This window comes from Limnoglobus sp. (genome assembly GCF_059499385.1).
In genome coordinates this window covers 1-16,236 of the sequence record NZ_JCABYM010000027.1, presented here as the reverse complement: position 1 = coordinate 16,236, position 16,236 = coordinate 1, and the positions used below count along the sequence as shown (strand labels likewise).

The window sequence follows — 16,236 nt, the reverse complement described above, 5'->3', positions numbered from 1 at the left end:
CCCATCGCATGCCTGTTCATCCCCACCCAACCCGCCGGGCGTTCGTGCAAGCCGGGGCGAGCGCCGCCCTCGGCCTCAGCCTGCCGACGCTCTACGCCGCCGCGGCGAAGCAGCCGCGGGGGTCGAAGTCCGTCATCCTGGTCAACCTCACCGGCGGGATGAGCCACATCGACTCGCTCGACATGAAGCCGGACGCCCCGGCCGAAATCCGCGGCGAGTTCAAGCCGACCGCCACCAACGTCACCGGCATCCAAATTTGCGAGCACCTGCCGCAGCTGGCGAAGCGGATGCACCACTTCGCGCTGGTGCGGTCGCTGTCGCACCGGGAGAACGGCCACCTGCCCGGCACGCACCGCCTACTGACCGGCGCGACGATGCCGCTGCAGCGCGGGTCGGACCTGGACAACGTGCTGTCCCGCCGCGACTGGCCGAGCTACGCCGCCGGGCTGAACTACCTCCGCCCGCGGCACGACGGCATCCCGAACGGCGTGACGCTCCCGCACTCGCTGATCGAAGGCCCGCTGACGTGGCCCGGCCAGCACGCCGGGTTCCTCGGCCAGCACCACGACCCGATGCTCGTGACGCAGGACCCGAACGCGCCGACGTTCCGCATGGACACGTTCACCCTCGCCGAGGGCGTGGACCCGCCGCGGGTCGCGTCCCGCCGCGGCCTGTTGGACCAGCTCGAATCCCCCGGCGCGACCGACCCGGCGTTCCGCGGCCACCAGCACCGGGCGTTCGAGCTGCTGAGTTCGGGCAAAGTCGCCGGCGCGTTCAAGCTCGACCGCGAGCCGGTGGCGACCCGCGACCGGTACGGCCGCAACCAGTTCGGCCAGTCGCTCCTGCTCGCGCGGCGGCTGGTGCAGGCCGGCGTGCCGATCGTGCAGGCGAACATGGGCATCGTGCAGACCTGGGACACGCACGTCGATAACTGGGGTCGGATGAAGAACCGGTTGTTGCCGTGGCTCGATCAGGCCGTGTCGGCGCTCGTCGATGACCTGCACGCGGAGGGCTTGTTCGGCGACACGTTCGTCGCGGTCCTCGGCGAGTTCGGCCGGACGCCAAAAATCTCGAACCTGCCCGGCGAGGCGGTCCCCGGCCGCGACCACTGGGCGGCCGTCTACTCCGGCCTGTTCGCCGGCGCGGGCGTGGTCGGCGGGCGAGTGATTGGCAAGTCGGACAAGGCCGGGGCGCACCCGGTCACCACGGCGTACACGCCGTTCGACGTGGGCGCGACGATCTACCAGGCGCTCGGCGTCCCGCCGGACGCGGAGATTCGCGACCCGCAGAACCGCCCGACGGCGATCAACGCCGGGAAGGTCATGGACGTGCTGTTCCAGAACCGGTAAGCCCCGACTTCCGAAGTCCGGCTTCGACTTCGGAAGTCGATGTGGGACGGGGGCCAACGCGGAAGATGTGAACGTCCCCGCGCGGGATCGACTTCCGAAGTCGAAGCCGGACTTCGGAAGTCTAGGTTCGCGCCCCGCCCCGCGACTGAACGGCCTTCAATTGAGGGTTCCCCGCATGACCCGCCTACTGGTCGCCGTCCTGCTCCTCACCTCGGCCGCCCGCGCGGACGAGAAGCTGTTCGTCGCCACGCCGCTCACGCCGGAACACGCCTTCACGCCCGGCATCGAAGGCCCCGGCTGCGACAAGGACGGCAACGTCTTCGTCGTCAACTTCGCGAAGCAGCAGACGATCGGCCGCACCACGCCGGCGGGCAAGACGGAAATCTTCGTCACGCTGCCGAACAAGAGCACCGGCAACGGCATCGTCTTCGACAAGAAGGGCTTCCTGTACGTCGCGGACTACGTCGAGCACAACGTCCTCAAGATCGACCCGGCGACGAAGGCGATCACCGTGTTCGCCCACGAGCCGAAGATGAACCAGCCGAACGATCTGGCCATCGCCGCGGACGGGACGCTGTTCGCCAGCGATCCGAACTGGGAAAAGGAGACGGGGCAGCTCTGGCGGATCGACACGGACGGCAAAACCACACGGCTGGCCGACGGGATGGGCACGACCAACGGCCTCGACCTCAGCCCGGACGGGAAGACGCTGTACGTCAACGAGTCCCGGCAGCGGAACGTCTGGGCGTTCCCGGTGAACGCGGACAAGTCGCTCGGCGCGAAGAAGCTGGTGAAGAAGTTCGACGAGCACGGCTTCGACGGCATGCGGATCGACGTGGACGGCAACCTGTACGTCACCCGGCACGGCAAGGGGACGGTCATCAAGATGACGCCGGCCGGCGAGACGCTGAAGGAGATCGACGTACTGGGGTCGAAGCCGAGCAACCTGTGCTTCGGCGGGCCGGACGGCCGGACGGTGTACGTGACGGAAGTGGACCACGGCCGGCTCGTCTCGTTCCGCGTGGACAAGCCCGGCCTCGCGTGGCAGCGGCTCAAAGAGTAGTAGGCACACTCCGTGTGCCGTCGCGGAACGGAGTCTTCGACGTTCCGCGAAACCTTCCTGCCTGCAAACGCTCACGCGAATTCTCGAAGACTCGAATTCGCGACGGCACACGGAGTGTGCCTACTACTATGGGCCGACTCCTACCCATCCTCGGCTTCCTTTTAATGGCGGTCGCGCAGGCCGACCCAGCGGCCGAGCGGTGGTGGGCGTTCGCGCCGCTGAGGTCGCCGCCCGTCCCGAAAGGCCCGGCCCATCCCGTCGATGCCTTCGTCCTCAAGAAACTCGCTGACACCGGGCTGTCACCGTCGCCGGAGGCGGACCGCCGCACGCTCGTTCGCCGCGTCACGTTCGACCTCACCGGGCTACCGCCGACGCCGGACGAGATCGACGCCTTTCTGAAGGACACGTCGCCGGACGCTTACGAGAAGCTGGTGGACCGGCTGCTCGCGTCGCCGCACTTCGGCGAGCGCTGGGCACGGCACTGGATGGACGCCGTCCACTTCGCCGAGACGCACGGGCACGACCAGGACCGCGCCCGGCCGCACGCCTGGCGGTATCGCGACTACCTCATTGAGAGCTTCAACGCGGACACGCCGTACCCGCGGTTCGTCCATGAGCAGCTCGCCGCCGACGTGCTGTTCCCGAAGGAGCCGCGACTGCTGCCCGCGCTCGGGTTCCTCGCGGCCGGGCCGTGGGACGAGAGTTCGCTCCGCGACATCCGCGAGGACAGCATCGACCGGCAGGTCGGCCACTACCTCGACCGCGACGACATGATCGCGACCGCGATGGGCACGTTCGTTAGCCTCACGGTCGGCTGCGCCCGCTGCCACGACCACAAGTTCGACCCCATTCCCATCGACGACTACTACCGGCTGCAGGCCGTGTTCGCCGGCGTCGGCCGCGGCAACGTCGCGTTCGACCTCGACCCGAGAGTCACGGCGAAGCGGCGGGAACTGACGGCGGCGCTCAAGTCGCCGGACGTGAAGGCGCGGCTGGCCGACGCCGCGTTCGTGGCGGAACTGCGGGCGTGGGAGAAGCAACAAAGTGGGGCGAAGAACCCGTGGCAGCCGGTCGCGGTGTCGGCGGCCGTCGCGGAGCAGGGTTCGACGCTCACGGCCCAGCCGGACGGGTCGTACCGGTCCACGCACGAGACGCGGCCGGAGCGGGAAACCTACGTCGTCACGTTCGCGACGAAGCTGCCCCGCGTCACGGCCGTGCGGCTGGAGGTGCTGACCGACGACACGTTCCCGCACCGCGGCCCCGGCCTTCAGAACAACGGCAACCTGCACCTCAGCGAGGTGACCATCCGCCGCGGCGCGGACGCGGTGAAGCTCGGCCCGCCGACGAGCGATTTCGACCAGGACGGCTGGACGATCAAGCACGCGACGGACGGCAACCCGGCCACGGCGTGGGGCATCTACCCGAAGGTCGGCGTGCCGCACGAGGCGGTGCTGCCGTTCGCGACGCCGACGGCCGGCGGCGAGTTCACGATCCGCCTCGAGCAGTTGCACGGCGGCGGTCACCTGATCGGCCGCTTCCGCCTGAGCGTGACTTCCGAGGAGAAGGCGGGGTTGGCCCAACCGCTGCCGCCGAGCGTCGCGGAGAGCCTTCGCACGGCCGAAGGGCAGCGGACGGCGAAGCAGCAGGAAGAACTCGCAAGGCACGTCCTTCATGCGAAGCTGACGGCGGACCTCGCGGCCGTCCCGCCGCCGCAGATGGTGTACGCGGTCGCGGCGAACTTCGAGGCGGACGGCAACCACAAGCCGATCGCGAAGCCGCGGGCCGTCCACCTGTTGAAGCGCGGCGACATCCGCAAGCCCGGCGACGAAATGGCCCCCGGCACGCTCTCGCTGCTCCCGGAACTGCCCGGCGACTTCGCCCTCGCGGAGAACCACGCGGAAGGCGACCGCCGCGCCGCGCTCGCGAGGTGGCTGACCGACCCGATGAACCCGCTCTTGTGGCGGAGCATCGTCAACCGCGCGTGGCAGTGGCACTTCGGCCGCGGGATCGTGGACACGCCGAACGACTTCGGCAAGATGGGCGGCAAGCCGTCGCACCCCGAGCTGCTCGACTGGCTCGCCGTGTGGTTCCGCGACGAGGCGAAGGGGTCGCTCAAGAAGCTGCACAAGCTGCTGGTGACGAGTGCCACCTACCGGCAAACGTCTTCCGTTCCGCGTTCCGCGATCCCCGATCCGAGATCGAAAGACGAGGACAATCGCCTCTTGTGGCGGATGCCGCGGACGAAGCTCGACGCGGAGCAAGTCCGCGACGCGATCCTGCTGGCCAGCGGCCGGCTCGACCGGCGGCGCGGCGGGCCGTCCGACCAGCAGTTTTCCATGAAGCCCGGCATCCACGTCACGCCGACGGTCGAGTACGACAAGTTCGACTGGGACCGGCCGGAAGGCCACCGGCGGAGCGTCTATCGGTTCGTGTTCCGCACGCTGCCGGACCCGCTGGTGGACTGCCTCGACGGGGCGGACGCGTCGCAGTTGACGCCGACGCGGAACTCGTCGGTTACGGCCCCGCAGTCGCTGGCGCTGCTCAACAACGACTTCATCCTGGCCCACGCGAAGGCGATGGCCGCGTCCGCGAAGGACGTGGACACGACCTGCCGTCGGCTGTGGGGCCGCGCGCCGACCGCGGCCGAGCGTGAGGAACTGGTGGCCTACGCGAAGAAGCACGGGCTGGCGAACGCCTGCCGCGTGCTGATGAACTCGAACGAGTTTCTATTTCTCGATTAGTAGGGTGGGCATTGCCCACCGACGCGGGTGACCGTCACGGAGAACGGTGGGCAATGCCCACCCTACACAATGACCACACGACGCGACTTCCTCTGGCACTTCGGCGGCGGCCTCGGCGGGATCGCGCTCGCACAGATGACGTCCGCCGCTCCGCATTCCGCCCCGAAGGTCAAGCGGGTCGTCCAGATCTTCCTCAACGGCGGCCTCAGCCAGCCGGACACGTTCGACTACAAGCCGGAACTCGAGAAGCGGCACGGCCAGCCGTTCGAGCCGAACGCGAAGGAGAAGGTCGAGGGCGTCACCAGCGTGCCCGGCAAGTTGATGAAGTCGCCGTTCGCGTTCCAACAACACGGGCGGTGCGGCCGGTGGGTGAGCAGCGTCTTCCCGGAAGTCGCGAGGCACGTCGATGAGATGGCGTTCCTGATGGCCGTCGCGTCGAAATCGAACGTCCACGGCCCGGCCAGCTACATGATGAACACCGGGTTCGCCCGCCCCGGCTTCCCGTGCCTGGGGGCGTGGCTGTCCTACGGCCTCGGGAAGCTGTCCGACAACCTGCCCACGTTCGTGGTGCTGCCGGACGCGCGGGGGCTGCCGTACAACCAGAAGGGGAACTTTTCCGCCGGCTTCCTGCCGGCCGCGCACCAGGCGACGATCCTCAACGCCGCCGGCACGCCGCCGATCCCGGACCTGCAACCGTCGGGGAAGGTTCCGCTCGTCACGCCGGAGGCCGACGCCGAGGGCCGCGAACTGTTGGCGAAGATCAACCGCCGGCACGCGGACGAGCGGTCCGGCGATTCGCGGCTGGAAGCTCGCATCGCCAGCTACGAACTCGCCGCGAACCTCCAGCGGCACGCCCCGGAGGCGCTCGACCTGGCGAAGGAAACGAAGGCGACCCGCGACCTGTACGGCGCGGACGACCCGGTGACCGCCGACTTCGGCAAGCGGTGCTTGCTCGCCCGGCGGCTGCTCGAGCGGGGCGTGCGGTTCGTCCAGGTCTGGAGCGGCGCGGGCGGGCCGACGAACAACTGGGACAACCACACGGACATCGTGAAGGAGCTGCCGGCCATCGCCCGGCAGGTCGATCGGCCGACGGCCGCCCTGTTGAAGGACTTGAAGGACCGCGGGCTGCTCGCGGACACGCTCGTCGTCTGCAGCACGGAGTTCGGCCGGCAGCCGTTCACGCAGGGGGCGACCGGCCGCGACCACAACCAGGGCACGTCCGTCGCGTGGCTCGCCGGGGCCGGCGTCAAGGGCGGAACCAGTTACGGCACGAGCGATGAGTGGTCGTGGCGGGCCGCGGACGGGAAGCTCTACTGCTACGACGTTCACGCCACGATCCTGCACCTCTTGGGCCTGGACCACGAGAAGTTGACCGTGCGGCACGACGGCATCGACCGCCGGCTGACCGACGTTCACGGCCACGTCGTCAAGGAGATTCTGGCCTGAGCAACTCGTCGAGCGCGGCCACCCGGTTCGCGATGTTCGGATGCCGACCCTGCGGGTCGAGCAGGATCGCGAGCATCCCCGCCGCCGTCGCGCCGGCGTAGTCGTTCTCCACGTCGTCGCCGACGAACGCGATCTCGTCCGGTGACAGCCCGTTGACAGTCCCCAGCACGGCGGCGAAGAACGCGCCGCCCGGCTTGCGGTGGCCGACCCGCGAGCTGATGACGACGTTCGGCAACAGGCCGCGCAGTTCCGCGTGCCCGTCCACGACTGCTTCCAACCGCCGGTCGTAGTTCGACGCCAACCCTAGCACTAACCCGCGGCCGCGAAGCTCGGCGAACACCCGCGTAGCGACCGGGTCCACGGCCCACGCTTCCGGCTCGGCGTAGTGGTCGTACAGCTCGCGGAACAGGGCGTCGGGGTCGGCCGCCCCGGCCAGCGTTCGCGCGACGACGTGCCGCCACCGGGCGACCTCCCGCTCCTCGGACGTGACCCAGCTCGCTTCCCGGTCCCGTTTCTCCTCATCGCGAAAGACCGCCACGAATCGCGCGCGGACTTCGCCCTCGGTCAGCGTCAGCCCGGCGCGGGCGGCGGCGTCGGCGTACTTCCGCGGGGCGGGGACGGCCGGATGAATCAGCGTCCCCACGGCGTCGAAGAACACGGCCCGGACGTGCGGCGGCAGCATGTTTGGCCCGGCGGGTGGAGGCGGCTATGATGGGTAAAGCATATCGAAAGGAGTCCGTGCGATGGCCGCGCCGGTGGAAGCGAACGCCCTGTTCAAGGCGGCCCTCGCCGACCCCGCGGACGAACTCCCGCGGCTCGTGTTCGCCGACTGGCTCGACGACATCGGCACGGCCGACCAGGCCGCGTGGGCGCACTTCATCCGCCTCGGGACCGTCACGCACTACGGCCCGATGCTCCCGGCCGAGCGACACGAACGCCGCGCGGCCGCGGCCCAGGACGTGGTCGCGAAGTTGACGCTCGCGCTGCCGGACTTCGTCGCGAAGGCGGCCGGCCTGTTGAACCTCCTGCCCGCGGCGAACGTCACGGTGAAACTGGCAAACCTGACGATGCCGGTGGCCGTCACGTCGCAGGTTTGGGAGTGGACGGCCCGCGACCAGAAACTGTTGCCGGTCGAGTGGTCCGGGTGGCACCCGCCGGGGCCGCCGCGGGCGTGGACGGAGCGGACGCTCGTGGTGGCGTCCGCCCGCCCGCGGGAACTGAAGGCGAAACTCGCCCGCGACGAAGTTCGGCTGTTCGGCGGGCAGGTGCATTGCGTCGGGGCGGACGCCGCGGAGTTGCAGGCGGCGACCGACCGGAGCTACGCCGCCCTGCGGGAGGAGACGGCCGTGCGGGCGCTCTTGCTCGGATTCCCGGCCGAGTCCGCGGTCGCGGACGGCGGGCCGGTCGGGTCGTTGGCCGTGCCGCCGGTCGCCCGGCTCATCCAGGGCATCTTCGCCGACGCGATCCGCGAGCGGATGACGATGATCCGCATGGCCCCGCAGGAGCACGGCAGCTCGATCGCGATGCGGAACGACCGCGGCTGGCGGACGTGGAACTTCGTCCCGTGGTGGCTGCACTTCGACGTGATCGCGGAACTCCGCGAGTGGGCCGGGCTGCCGGACCTCCGCGACGGCCGGCCGGGGTACGAGCTGGGCCTCGTGCGGTACCGACATCAGGAGCGAGCATACGAGTTGCCGATGGAGATCGCGGACACGCCGGCCGGCCCGGACGTGACGATTCAGGTGACCGACCCGGTGGGGTGACGTTGAAGCCGGGAATCACGCCCGCGGGCGGGCGAGTTTCACGACCAGCCGCTCGACCTGCACCCGCGGCGGGAGGTGGCTGCCGCCCTTCAGCCCCAGGTTGATCTCGACCAGCCACTCGGTCAGCTTGTCGAGCCGGCGGCGGCCGAGGTGCTTCACCTGCTTCTCGCAGTTCTGCCGGGCCTGCGGCCACTTCGCGATGCCCGCATTGTCCATCGCCACTCCCAGCGACTGTCCTTCCGTCGTCAGTCGCCCCACGGTCGCGAGCTTGCGGAGTTGCGCCGTCAGCGGCCCCATTACCGCGAGCGGGTCCTCGCCCTCCTCGAACAGCTCCGTCAGCAACTTCAGCGCGACGGCCGGTTTGTTGTCGCCGATTGCGTCCAGGATGTGGAACACGTTCGCCGCCCGGCTGCGGCCCACGAGCGAATCGACCGCCTCGGCCGTGATCCTTCCCTTCGCGCCGACGGCGACGCTCAGCTTTTCGAGTTCCTGCGCCAACAGCCCCATCTGCGGGCCGACGAGTTCGATGAGGAAGTTCGCGGCGTCGAGGTCGAGCTTCGCGTTCAGCCGCGCCCTCGCCCAGCCGACGCACCACTCCGGCAGCTTGTAAGCCGGCGGGGCCTTGCACACCACCTTCGCCGCGTCCGGCAGGGCTTTCGCCAGCTTCGTCGTCTCCGGGAACGTCTTCAAGTCCAGGATTAGCACGCCGATCTTGCTCGGCGCGGCGACGTACCGTTCGAGGCTTTCACGGTGGTTCGTCACGAACGGGTCGGCGTTCTCGACGACGACGACGCGGGCCGGGCCGAGGAACGGGAGCGTGTCGAGTTCGTTGCGGACGGTCGAGAAGTCGAGCCGGTCGCCGGGGAACGGCGAGACGGCCAAGTCGTGGTCGGCGTCGCCGAGGACGAGGGCCAGGATCGCCTCGCGGGCGTGCCGCTTGAGGAAGTCCTCGTCGCCGACGAGCGCGTAGACCGGCTGCCGCTTCTGCTTCGCCGCCTTGTCGAGAAACGCGAGCGCGTCCATGAGGCCGTTTTCATAGTAGTAGGCACACTCCGTGTGCCGTCTCCTTCCCGCCGAGGAGACTCGCACGGAGTCGCTGTGACCGACAGCAGACGGCACACGGAGTGTGCCTACTACTATGGCCGGTAGTCGTCCACCAGCTTCCGCGGCGCGCCGATGTCGATGACGTGGACCTCGCCGGTCCACGCCCGTGACGCCGGGTTGCGGAAGCCGAGCTTCTCCGCCACGAACGTGGCCGTGTGCGCCGCCCGGACCGTCGGGCCGAGCGGCTCGCCGGTGTCGCAGTCCAACCCGGACGGGATGTCCACGGCGAACACCGGCAGCCCGCTCGCGTTGATCGCGGCCACCACGGCGTCCAGCGGCTTGCCCAGCCCGCGGCTCAGTCCCGTTCCGAACAGCGCGTCCACGACCCACCCGGCCGCCGGCCGCCAGTCCGCAATGGACCGGACCGGCAGCCCGGTCTTCGTCACGATCTCGAAGTTGATCTCCGCGTCGGCCGGGAGGTAGCCTTCGACCAGGAAGATTTCGACCGGCCACCCGCGGTTGTCGAGGTGGCGGGCGAGGACGAACCCGTCGCCGCCGTTGTTGCCGGGGCCGCACAGAATGGCCGTCGGCTCGCGGGCCGGGTTGAGCTGCATCAGCAGCTCGGCGCAGCCGCGGCCGGCGTTCTCCATCAGCACGACGCCCGGCACGCCGTACCCGGCGACCGCCCGGCGGTCCAGCTCGCGAACCTGCTCGCGCGAAAGGTAGAACTCGCTCATCGGCGAATCCTCAAGCCGTGGCCCGTCAGCAACTCGTCGATCTCCTCGCGGGTAACCCAGGGCAGGTCGCCGGGGATGGTGTGCTTGATCGCGCCCATCGCGGCCCCCACGTCCAGGCCGCGTTGGAAGTCCCCGGCCAGCACGCCGTCGATCAGCCCGGCGGCGAGCGCGTCGCCCGCGCCGAGCCGGTCCACGATCTCGACCTCGTAGTCGGCCGTCGTGAACAACTTATTCTCAAAGAAGCCGACCGCGCCGAACGTGTTCCGCCACACGAGCGGCGTCGCCCGGCGGACGCCGGCGACCATCTTCAGCCCGAAGCGGTCGATCAGCTTCTTCGCGACCTCGGCGAAGTCCCTCCCGGTGACGCCGAACAGGTGTTCCGCGTCCGGCTCGCTGGCGAGCAGCAGGTCGCAGCGGGTGAGCAGCTCGCCCATCGTGCGGCCGGCCTCCTCGCGGGTCCATAGCTTCGAGCGGTAGTTCAGGTCGATGCTCGTGCCGACGCCCGCCGCCTTCGCGGCCCGTAGCGCCTCGTCAGTCACGGCCGTGGCACTCGGGCTGATCGCGGGCGTGATGCCGGTGACGTGGAACCACTTCGCCCCGGCAAAAATCGTCGGCCAGTCGAACTCGCCGGGCGAGACGCGGGAGATGCTGGAGTCTTTGCGGTCGTACAGGATCGAACTCGCCCGCGGGGCCGCGCCGAACTCCAGGAAGTAGACCCCGCACCGGCCGTCGTCCACGAACTTGACGAGCGGCTCGACGCCGGCCTCGCGGGCGCGGTTCGCCACCAGCCGGCCGAGCGGGTTGTCCGGCAGCCGCGACACCCACGCCGCGGACCGGCCGAGTCGGGCGAGGCCGACGGCCGTGTTCAGCTCCGCGCCGCCGACCTCCACGTCGAGCTGCCGGGCTTGCTCGATCCGCTGGAAGTGCGGCGGGGCGAGGCGGACCATCGCCTCGCCGAACGTAATGATCTCGGCCATGTCTCAACTTATGACGTGTAGTTGTCGGGCAGGGCGTTGACCTTGATCGGCTTGTCCTCCTCGATCGTCTTCTCGTCCTTCTTGGCCCCCTTCGGCTCCTCGCCGAACTTCACCGTGTACTTGAAGTTCGCGATGGCCAGCGTGTCGTTCGGCAGCAAGGCCGCCCGCCGAATCCGCTGGCCGTTCACCCGCGTGCCGTTCGTGCTCCCCAGGTCGCGGACGAGGACCAGCCCTTCCGTCTTCACCAGCACGCAATGCTGCTTCGACACGCTCTTGTGGTCGATGAAGATGTCGCAGTCGTCGTTCCGGCCGACGAGGGTGAGGTCCTTCGCCAGTTCCAGCGCCGGGCCGCCGTCGACCGGGATCAGTCGCGCACGCATGGGCGAATCACCTGGGTGGTTGGTTCCTCGTGTGCCGTCATTCTTACCCGATTCCGGGACGAGTGCAATCGGTTCCGGCCGCAGATATAGCCGCCGGCTTGCCGGCGGGGGTTTGCGACCCCCAAAACCCCGCCGGCAAGCCGGCGGCTATATCGGGCAACCCGAAACGTCGGACCTCATTCACCACGCGGCCGTCGGATTGACCGCCAACGTCCCGGCCCGCTCGGCCAGCTTGCGGGCGTGGGCCGTCCGCTCCGGGTTCAGCTTCAGGTACGGCTCCGCCGCGGCGAGGTAGCGGCCCCAGGCGTCCTTCGCCACGGCCCACGCCTCCTTCGTCGCCCGCTCGGCCTCGGCCCGGCCCTTGTCCGCCGGCGGCGTCCGGTGCATCCGGATGCCCGCCCGCTCCGCCTGCTCGTGCTTGCACACGGCCACGAAGTACCCGACCTCGGCCAGCCCGACCGGCACCATCGTCGTGTCCTCGATCTGCTGGACGACGGCCCCGCCCTGGCCCCAGAACTGCTCGAGCGCCGCCTGGGCGGCCGGCAGGTTGCCGGCGTTCTGCGGCAGCCGGGCGGCCGACAGGCTCTGGTACAGCTCGTTCGCCGTCTGCGTCCACTTCGCGAGGTCGCCCTCGGTCACGGCCGCGCCCCGCGACCGGTCCCGGAGGGCGTTCAGCTTCTGCTCCCGGTCGATCATCCCGCGGATGACCTCGTTGAACTGGCCGCGGTGAATCTTCTCCCGCGGGTTCGCGTCCACGACCCACTCGAGGAACCGCACGACGAACCGCGTCCGCAAGCCGGCCTGGAGTTCCGGGGCGGCGATGTCCGGCGGCGGGGCGTACAGCTCGCTCGGCACTTGGCCGAACCGCGAAACTTGGTCGAGCAGCCGGAGTTCCTTCACCGGCGTCGCGTCCGTGCCGCCGTCTTCCGTCGGCAGGAACGAGGCGAGCGCGCGGGTCAGGCAGAACGGGTCGGGCGAGGCCCAGACCTTCGCCGCCGGGCCGAGGCGGGCCACGGCCTCCACCGGGTTCCGGTACGCCTTCACGCCGACCTCGGCGGCGACCTTCTCTTCCAGCATCTTCATCCGCGGCGTCACGGCCATGAACGGGACGGCGACGTAGGCCGTGGCCGCCTTCACGTCCGCGGCCGACACGTCCCACGGCGTGTTCTTGTCCTCCATCCACGGCTTCATCTGGTCCGGGTTGGCGAGGACTTCCGCCAGCGTGCCGACCCCGCCGTTCGGGCCGGGGAACGGCTGGCCGCGCCACGGGTCGAACAGCAGCACCTGGCCGTCCGCCGTCCGCGCGCCGACGGCCCAGAACGGCCCCTTCGTCGGCTTGTCGTTCTCGATCGCGATGCTCGGGGCTTGCTCCCGGCCGGGCGGGCCGATCAGGCAGCCGTCGAACCCCAGTTGTTGCAGCGCGGCGAGGAAGACGTAGGCCCGGTCCAGCCCCGTGCCGTACCCGCGGAGCAGGGCGTACTGCGGCGGCAGCGGCGGGGAGTACGTCAGCCCGTTGCCGACGCGGATGACGCCCTGGCGGAGGTAGACCTGCCGGCAGACCCAGGCGAACGCGAGCTGCGCCTTGCGCTCGGGCGAGTGGTTGCCGAGGTCGAGCGACCGGACCGCGTCGCGGAGTAGCAGGCACTCGCCGAGGTACGCGGCGTCCAGGGTCGTGTACGTGCCGCCGGAGATTTCCTTCGTCTCGCCCGGCGTCAGCCGCAGGAGGTCGGCGAGTTGCTTGACCGCGTCCGGTGGGAGGGCGGCCGGGGCCTCGGCCTTCGGGTTGTTCGCGAGGTCGGCGGTCAGCTGCGAGACGACCTGCCGCGCGCCGCCGAGGTCCGGCTGCTTGCGGAGGGTGGTCGCGGCCGTCGGCCACGGGTCGGCCTGGCTCGTCGCGGTGTCGCCGCCGGGCAGGTCGGTCCGCGGCTTCGTGGTGCATCCGGCCAGCGCGACCGCTACGACCGTCACGCACAAGAGGGTTCGGGGCATGTCCGTCTCGGTGGGGGAAGTATCACGTCGAAGTTACGGCTTCGCGAACCCGCAGGCACGCCTTCAGGCTCGCCGGGAGTTCCGCGAGCGGGATCATGTTCGGGCCGTCGCTCGGGGCGCGGTCCGGGTCCGGGTGCGTCTCCAGGAACAGCCCGTCGCACCCGGCCGCGACGGCCGCCCTCGCGAGCGTCGGGACCATCTTCCGGTCGCCGCCGGTCCGGTCGCCGAGCGCGCCCGGGGTCTGTACGCTGTGCGTGGCGTCAAAGATCACCGGGGCCGTGGTTTCTTGCATCCACGGGATCGAGCGCATGTCGTTGACGAGCAGCCCGTAGCCGAACGTCGTGCCGCGTTCCGTGAGGAGTACGTTCGGGTTCCCGACCTCCCGCAGCTTCGCGACGACGTTCTTCATGTCCCACGGGGCCATGAACTGGCCCTTCTTCACGTTCACCACGCGGCCGGTTTTCCCCGCGGCTTCGAGCAGGTCCGTCTGTCGGGCGAGGAACGCGGGAATCTGCAAGATGTCGATGACGCCCGCGGAGGCGGTGCAGTGCGCGATCTCGTGAACGTCGGTCGTGACGGGGAAGCCGAAAGTTTGCTTCACCGCTTCGAGCACCTTCAATCCGGCGTCGAGGCCGACGCCGCGGAACGACTTCCCGGAGCTGCGGTTCGCCTTGTCGAAGGACGCCTTGAACACGACGGCGATCTTCAGCTCGTCCGCGATGCGGCGGACGGTCTCGGCGACCCGCAGCGTGTGGTCGTGCGACTCGATGACGCACGGGCCGAGGATGAAGAGCAGCGGGTTGCCGCCGCCGACGGCGTGCGGGCCGACGGGCACGGGTGTGGTTGGCATGGGGAATAGGGTATGGGGTCTGGGGTCTGGGGTCTGGCAGAAGTCCGGGGCGGGTTGAATACCTCAATGTCAACCCCGATCTGTTTCTGCCAGACCCCATTCCCCAGCCCCCAGACCCCTTCTGAAAAAATTGCCCTCCCGTTGTAAGAACGACTCTGGTATTGTCCCCGTCCCGAATCGTGGGTGTCGGTTCAACGCGGCAAGGAGGCTGCGCGTGGCCCGTCCGTGGCGGCTGCGGCACAAACTGGTTTTCGGCCTCGTCCTGGTCATCGCCAGCATCGGCCTGCTCATTAGCGGGGCGGCGCTCGGCCTGACCTCCTACGTCGAGGCCGAGCGGCTGGCCAACCACAAGCTCGAGCAGATCAAAGTCATTATCATCCTCCGCGACATCATCCACGCGATGGCCGACGGCAGCCCGAAGACCCGCCAGGAGGAACAGGCCCACATCCTGGTGCAACTGACCGAGGCCGAGAAGGCGGTCGCGTACTACCGCGAGACCCTCCGGACGACCGACCCGTACCGCCGCAACGACCCGGACGAGGGCGAGGGCGAGCGGCACGCCCTGACCCGGATCGAGGGGTCCCTCGCCGCCATGCGGAAGGGCGTCGTCAACCGCGGCCCGGCCATCAGCTCGCAGGGGGACCGCCGGCTGATCGACGAGGACGCGATCCGCGGCCTCCATTCGGAACTCAAACAGGAATCGACCGAGTTGTTCAGCCTGCTCGGGGCCGACATCAAGTACTCGTTCACGCAGGCCGATTCCGACCGGAAGCGCGGGACGGTCATCGCCGTCACCGCGACCGTCATCGCCGTCATCCTGATCTTCACCCTGCTCTACTACTTCAAGGTCTGGGTCTTCAGCCCGATCCGGCAGCTCCAGGCCGGCGTTCAGCGGGTCCATGCCGGGGACTTCGACAGCCCGATCCGCCTCGGCTCGCAGGACGAGTTGGAGGAACTCGCGAACGAGTTCAACACGATGACCGCCCGGCTGCGGGACGTGTACGCCGACCTCGCCCGGCAGGTGAACGAGCGGAGCCGGCAGCTCGTGCGGTCCGAGCGGATGGTGTCCGTCGGGTTCCTCGCGGCCGGCGTCGCGCACGAGATCAACAACCCGCTCGCGTCCATCGCGTTCTGTTCCGAGGCGCTCGAGCGGCGGGTGGACGAGCTGACGAAACGCCTCTCACCGGGGGACGCGGAGGTGCTGGCGAAGTACCTGCGGGTCATCCAGCAGGAGGCGTTCCGGTGCAAGCAGATCACGCAGAAGCTCCTGGACTTCAGCCGGTCCGGCGAGGGGCGGCGGGAGGTCACGGACCTCGGCCGGCTGCTCCAGGACGTGATCGACGTGGCGAAGCCGCTGCCGAACTGCCGCGGGAAGAGCATCGAGTTTTCGCCGGTGTACCTGGTGGCCGCGGTGAACCCGCCGGACCTGAAGTCGGTGGTGCTGAACCTCGTGGTAAACGCCCTCGACAGCATGGAGGAGGGCGGGGTATTACGGATCGCCGCGGCCCCGCAGGGCGAGTTCGTCGAGGTCGTGTTCCGCGACACGGGTTGCGGCATGACGGCGGACGTGTTGCAGAACCTGTTCGAGCCGTTCTTCACCCGCAAGCGGACGGGGAACGGGACCGGGCTGGGGCTGTCGATCAGCCACCAGATCATCGACCAGCACGGCGGGACGATCACCGCCGCGAGCGACGGGCCGGGGAAGGGGAGTACGTTCGTGGTGCGGCTGCCGGTGAAGGCGGTCGTCGCCCGCCCGGCCGACGGGCCGGACGTGCTCCCGCTGTTGCCGATGCAGAAGGTGGCGTGACGACGTTGGCCGGTGAGCCGAGGCTTTGCGAGGCTGGTTTTGTTCCCTCCCCCCTTGGGGGGGAGGGCTAGGGAGGGGGGTGAGCGCGTC

At 69.5% G+C, this 16,236-nt stretch carries 13 protein-coding genes; 6 read left to right on the top strand and 7 right to left on the bottom strand.

Translation table 11 applies throughout. From position 1 onward, the window contains the following. Positions 1-8 precede the first annotated feature (8 nt). The 4 genes from AC5JJ2_RS04525 (at position 9) to AC5JJ2_RS04510 (ending at position 6,599) form a co-directional block, all read left to right on the top strand. On the top strand, positions 9-1,349 hold the full coding sequence (locus tag AC5JJ2_RS04525; RefSeq protein WP_495856769.1) for a DUF1501 domain-containing protein: 1,341 nt from the start codon (positions 9-11) through the stop codon (positions 1,347-1,349). Positions 1,350-1,524: 175 nt separating this feature from the next. Beyond that, positions 1,525-2,412 (top strand): SMP-30/gluconolactonase/LRE family protein, encoded by an 888-nt coding sequence (locus AC5JJ2_RS04520; protein ID WP_495856768.1) that lies wholly within the window; start codon positions 1,525-1,527, stop codon positions 2,410-2,412. 128 nt (positions 2,413-2,540) lie between these two features. Then, positions 2,541-5,153 (top strand): DUF1549 and DUF1553 domain-containing protein, encoded by a 2,613-nt coding sequence (locus AC5JJ2_RS04515; protein ID WP_495856767.1) that lies wholly within the window; start codon positions 2,541-2,543, stop codon positions 5,151-5,153. A 69-nt stretch (positions 5,154-5,222) separates the two neighbouring features. After that, complete coding sequence (locus AC5JJ2_RS04510; RefSeq protein WP_495856766.1) at positions 5,223-6,599, top strand: DUF1501 domain-containing protein; 1,377 nt, start codon at positions 5,223-5,225, stop codon at positions 6,597-6,599. Here AC5JJ2_RS04510 and AC5JJ2_RS04505 read toward each other — a convergent pair. Further along, positions 6,580-7,281, bottom strand: a complete 702-nt coding sequence (locus AC5JJ2_RS04505; RefSeq protein WP_495856765.1) for an HAD-IA family hydrolase — start codon at positions 7,279-7,281, stop codon at positions 6,580-6,582. The two genes, AC5JJ2_RS04510 and AC5JJ2_RS04505, sit on opposite strands and share 20 nt — an antisense overlap. 61 nt (positions 7,282-7,342) lie before the next feature. Here AC5JJ2_RS04505 and AC5JJ2_RS04500 point away from each other — a divergent pair, with 61 nt between their 5' ends. Then, a complete protein-coding gene (locus AC5JJ2_RS04500) occupies positions 7,343-8,362 on the top strand; it encodes a TIGR02996 domain-containing protein (RefSeq protein ID WP_495856764.1) in 1,020 nt (339 codons plus the stop codon). A 15-nt stretch (positions 8,363-8,377) separates the two neighbouring features. Here AC5JJ2_RS04500 and holA read toward each other — a convergent pair whose 3' ends face one another. From holA to kdsA, 6 genes are all read right to left on the bottom strand, one after another. Then, a complete protein-coding gene (gene holA, locus AC5JJ2_RS04495) occupies positions 8,378-9,385 on the bottom strand; it encodes a DNA polymerase III subunit delta (RefSeq protein ID WP_495856763.1) in 1,008 nt (335 codons plus the stop codon). Between the two features lie 113 nt (positions 9,386-9,498). Beyond that, positions 9,499-10,143 (bottom strand): NAD(P)H-hydrate epimerase, encoded by a 645-nt coding sequence (locus AC5JJ2_RS04490; protein WP_495856762.1) that lies wholly within the window; start codon positions 10,141-10,143, stop codon positions 9,499-9,501. Beyond that, positions 10,140-11,120, bottom strand: a complete 981-nt coding sequence (locus AC5JJ2_RS04485) for a PfkB family carbohydrate kinase (protein WP_495856761.1) — start codon at positions 11,118-11,120, stop codon at positions 10,140-10,142. Before AC5JJ2_RS04485 ends, AC5JJ2_RS04490 begins: the two co-directional genes overlap by 4 nt. A gap of 8 nt (positions 11,121-11,128) precedes the next feature. Beyond that, positions 11,129-11,500, bottom strand: coding sequence for an FHA domain-containing protein (locus AC5JJ2_RS04480; RefSeq protein ID WP_495856760.1), 372 nt, complete (start codon positions 11,498-11,500; stop codon positions 11,129-11,131). A 180-nt stretch (positions 11,501-11,680) separates the two neighbouring features. Then, entirely contained in the window at positions 11,681-13,489 is a 1,809-nt protein-coding gene (locus AC5JJ2_RS04475; RefSeq protein ID WP_495856759.1) for a hypothetical protein, read from the bottom strand. Between the two features lie 22 nt (positions 13,490-13,511). Then, complete coding sequence (gene kdsA, locus AC5JJ2_RS04470) at positions 13,512-14,339, bottom strand: 3-deoxy-8-phosphooctulonate synthase (protein ID WP_495856758.1); 828 nt, start codon at positions 14,337-14,339, stop codon at positions 13,512-13,514. 214 nt (positions 14,340-14,553) lie between these two features. Between kdsA and AC5JJ2_RS04465 the strand changes: the two genes are divergently transcribed. Beyond that, positions 14,554-16,146, top strand: coding sequence for a sensor histidine kinase (locus AC5JJ2_RS04465; RefSeq protein WP_495856757.1), 1,593 nt, complete (start codon positions 14,554-14,556; stop codon positions 16,144-16,146). Positions 16,147-16,236 lie beyond the last annotated feature (90 nt).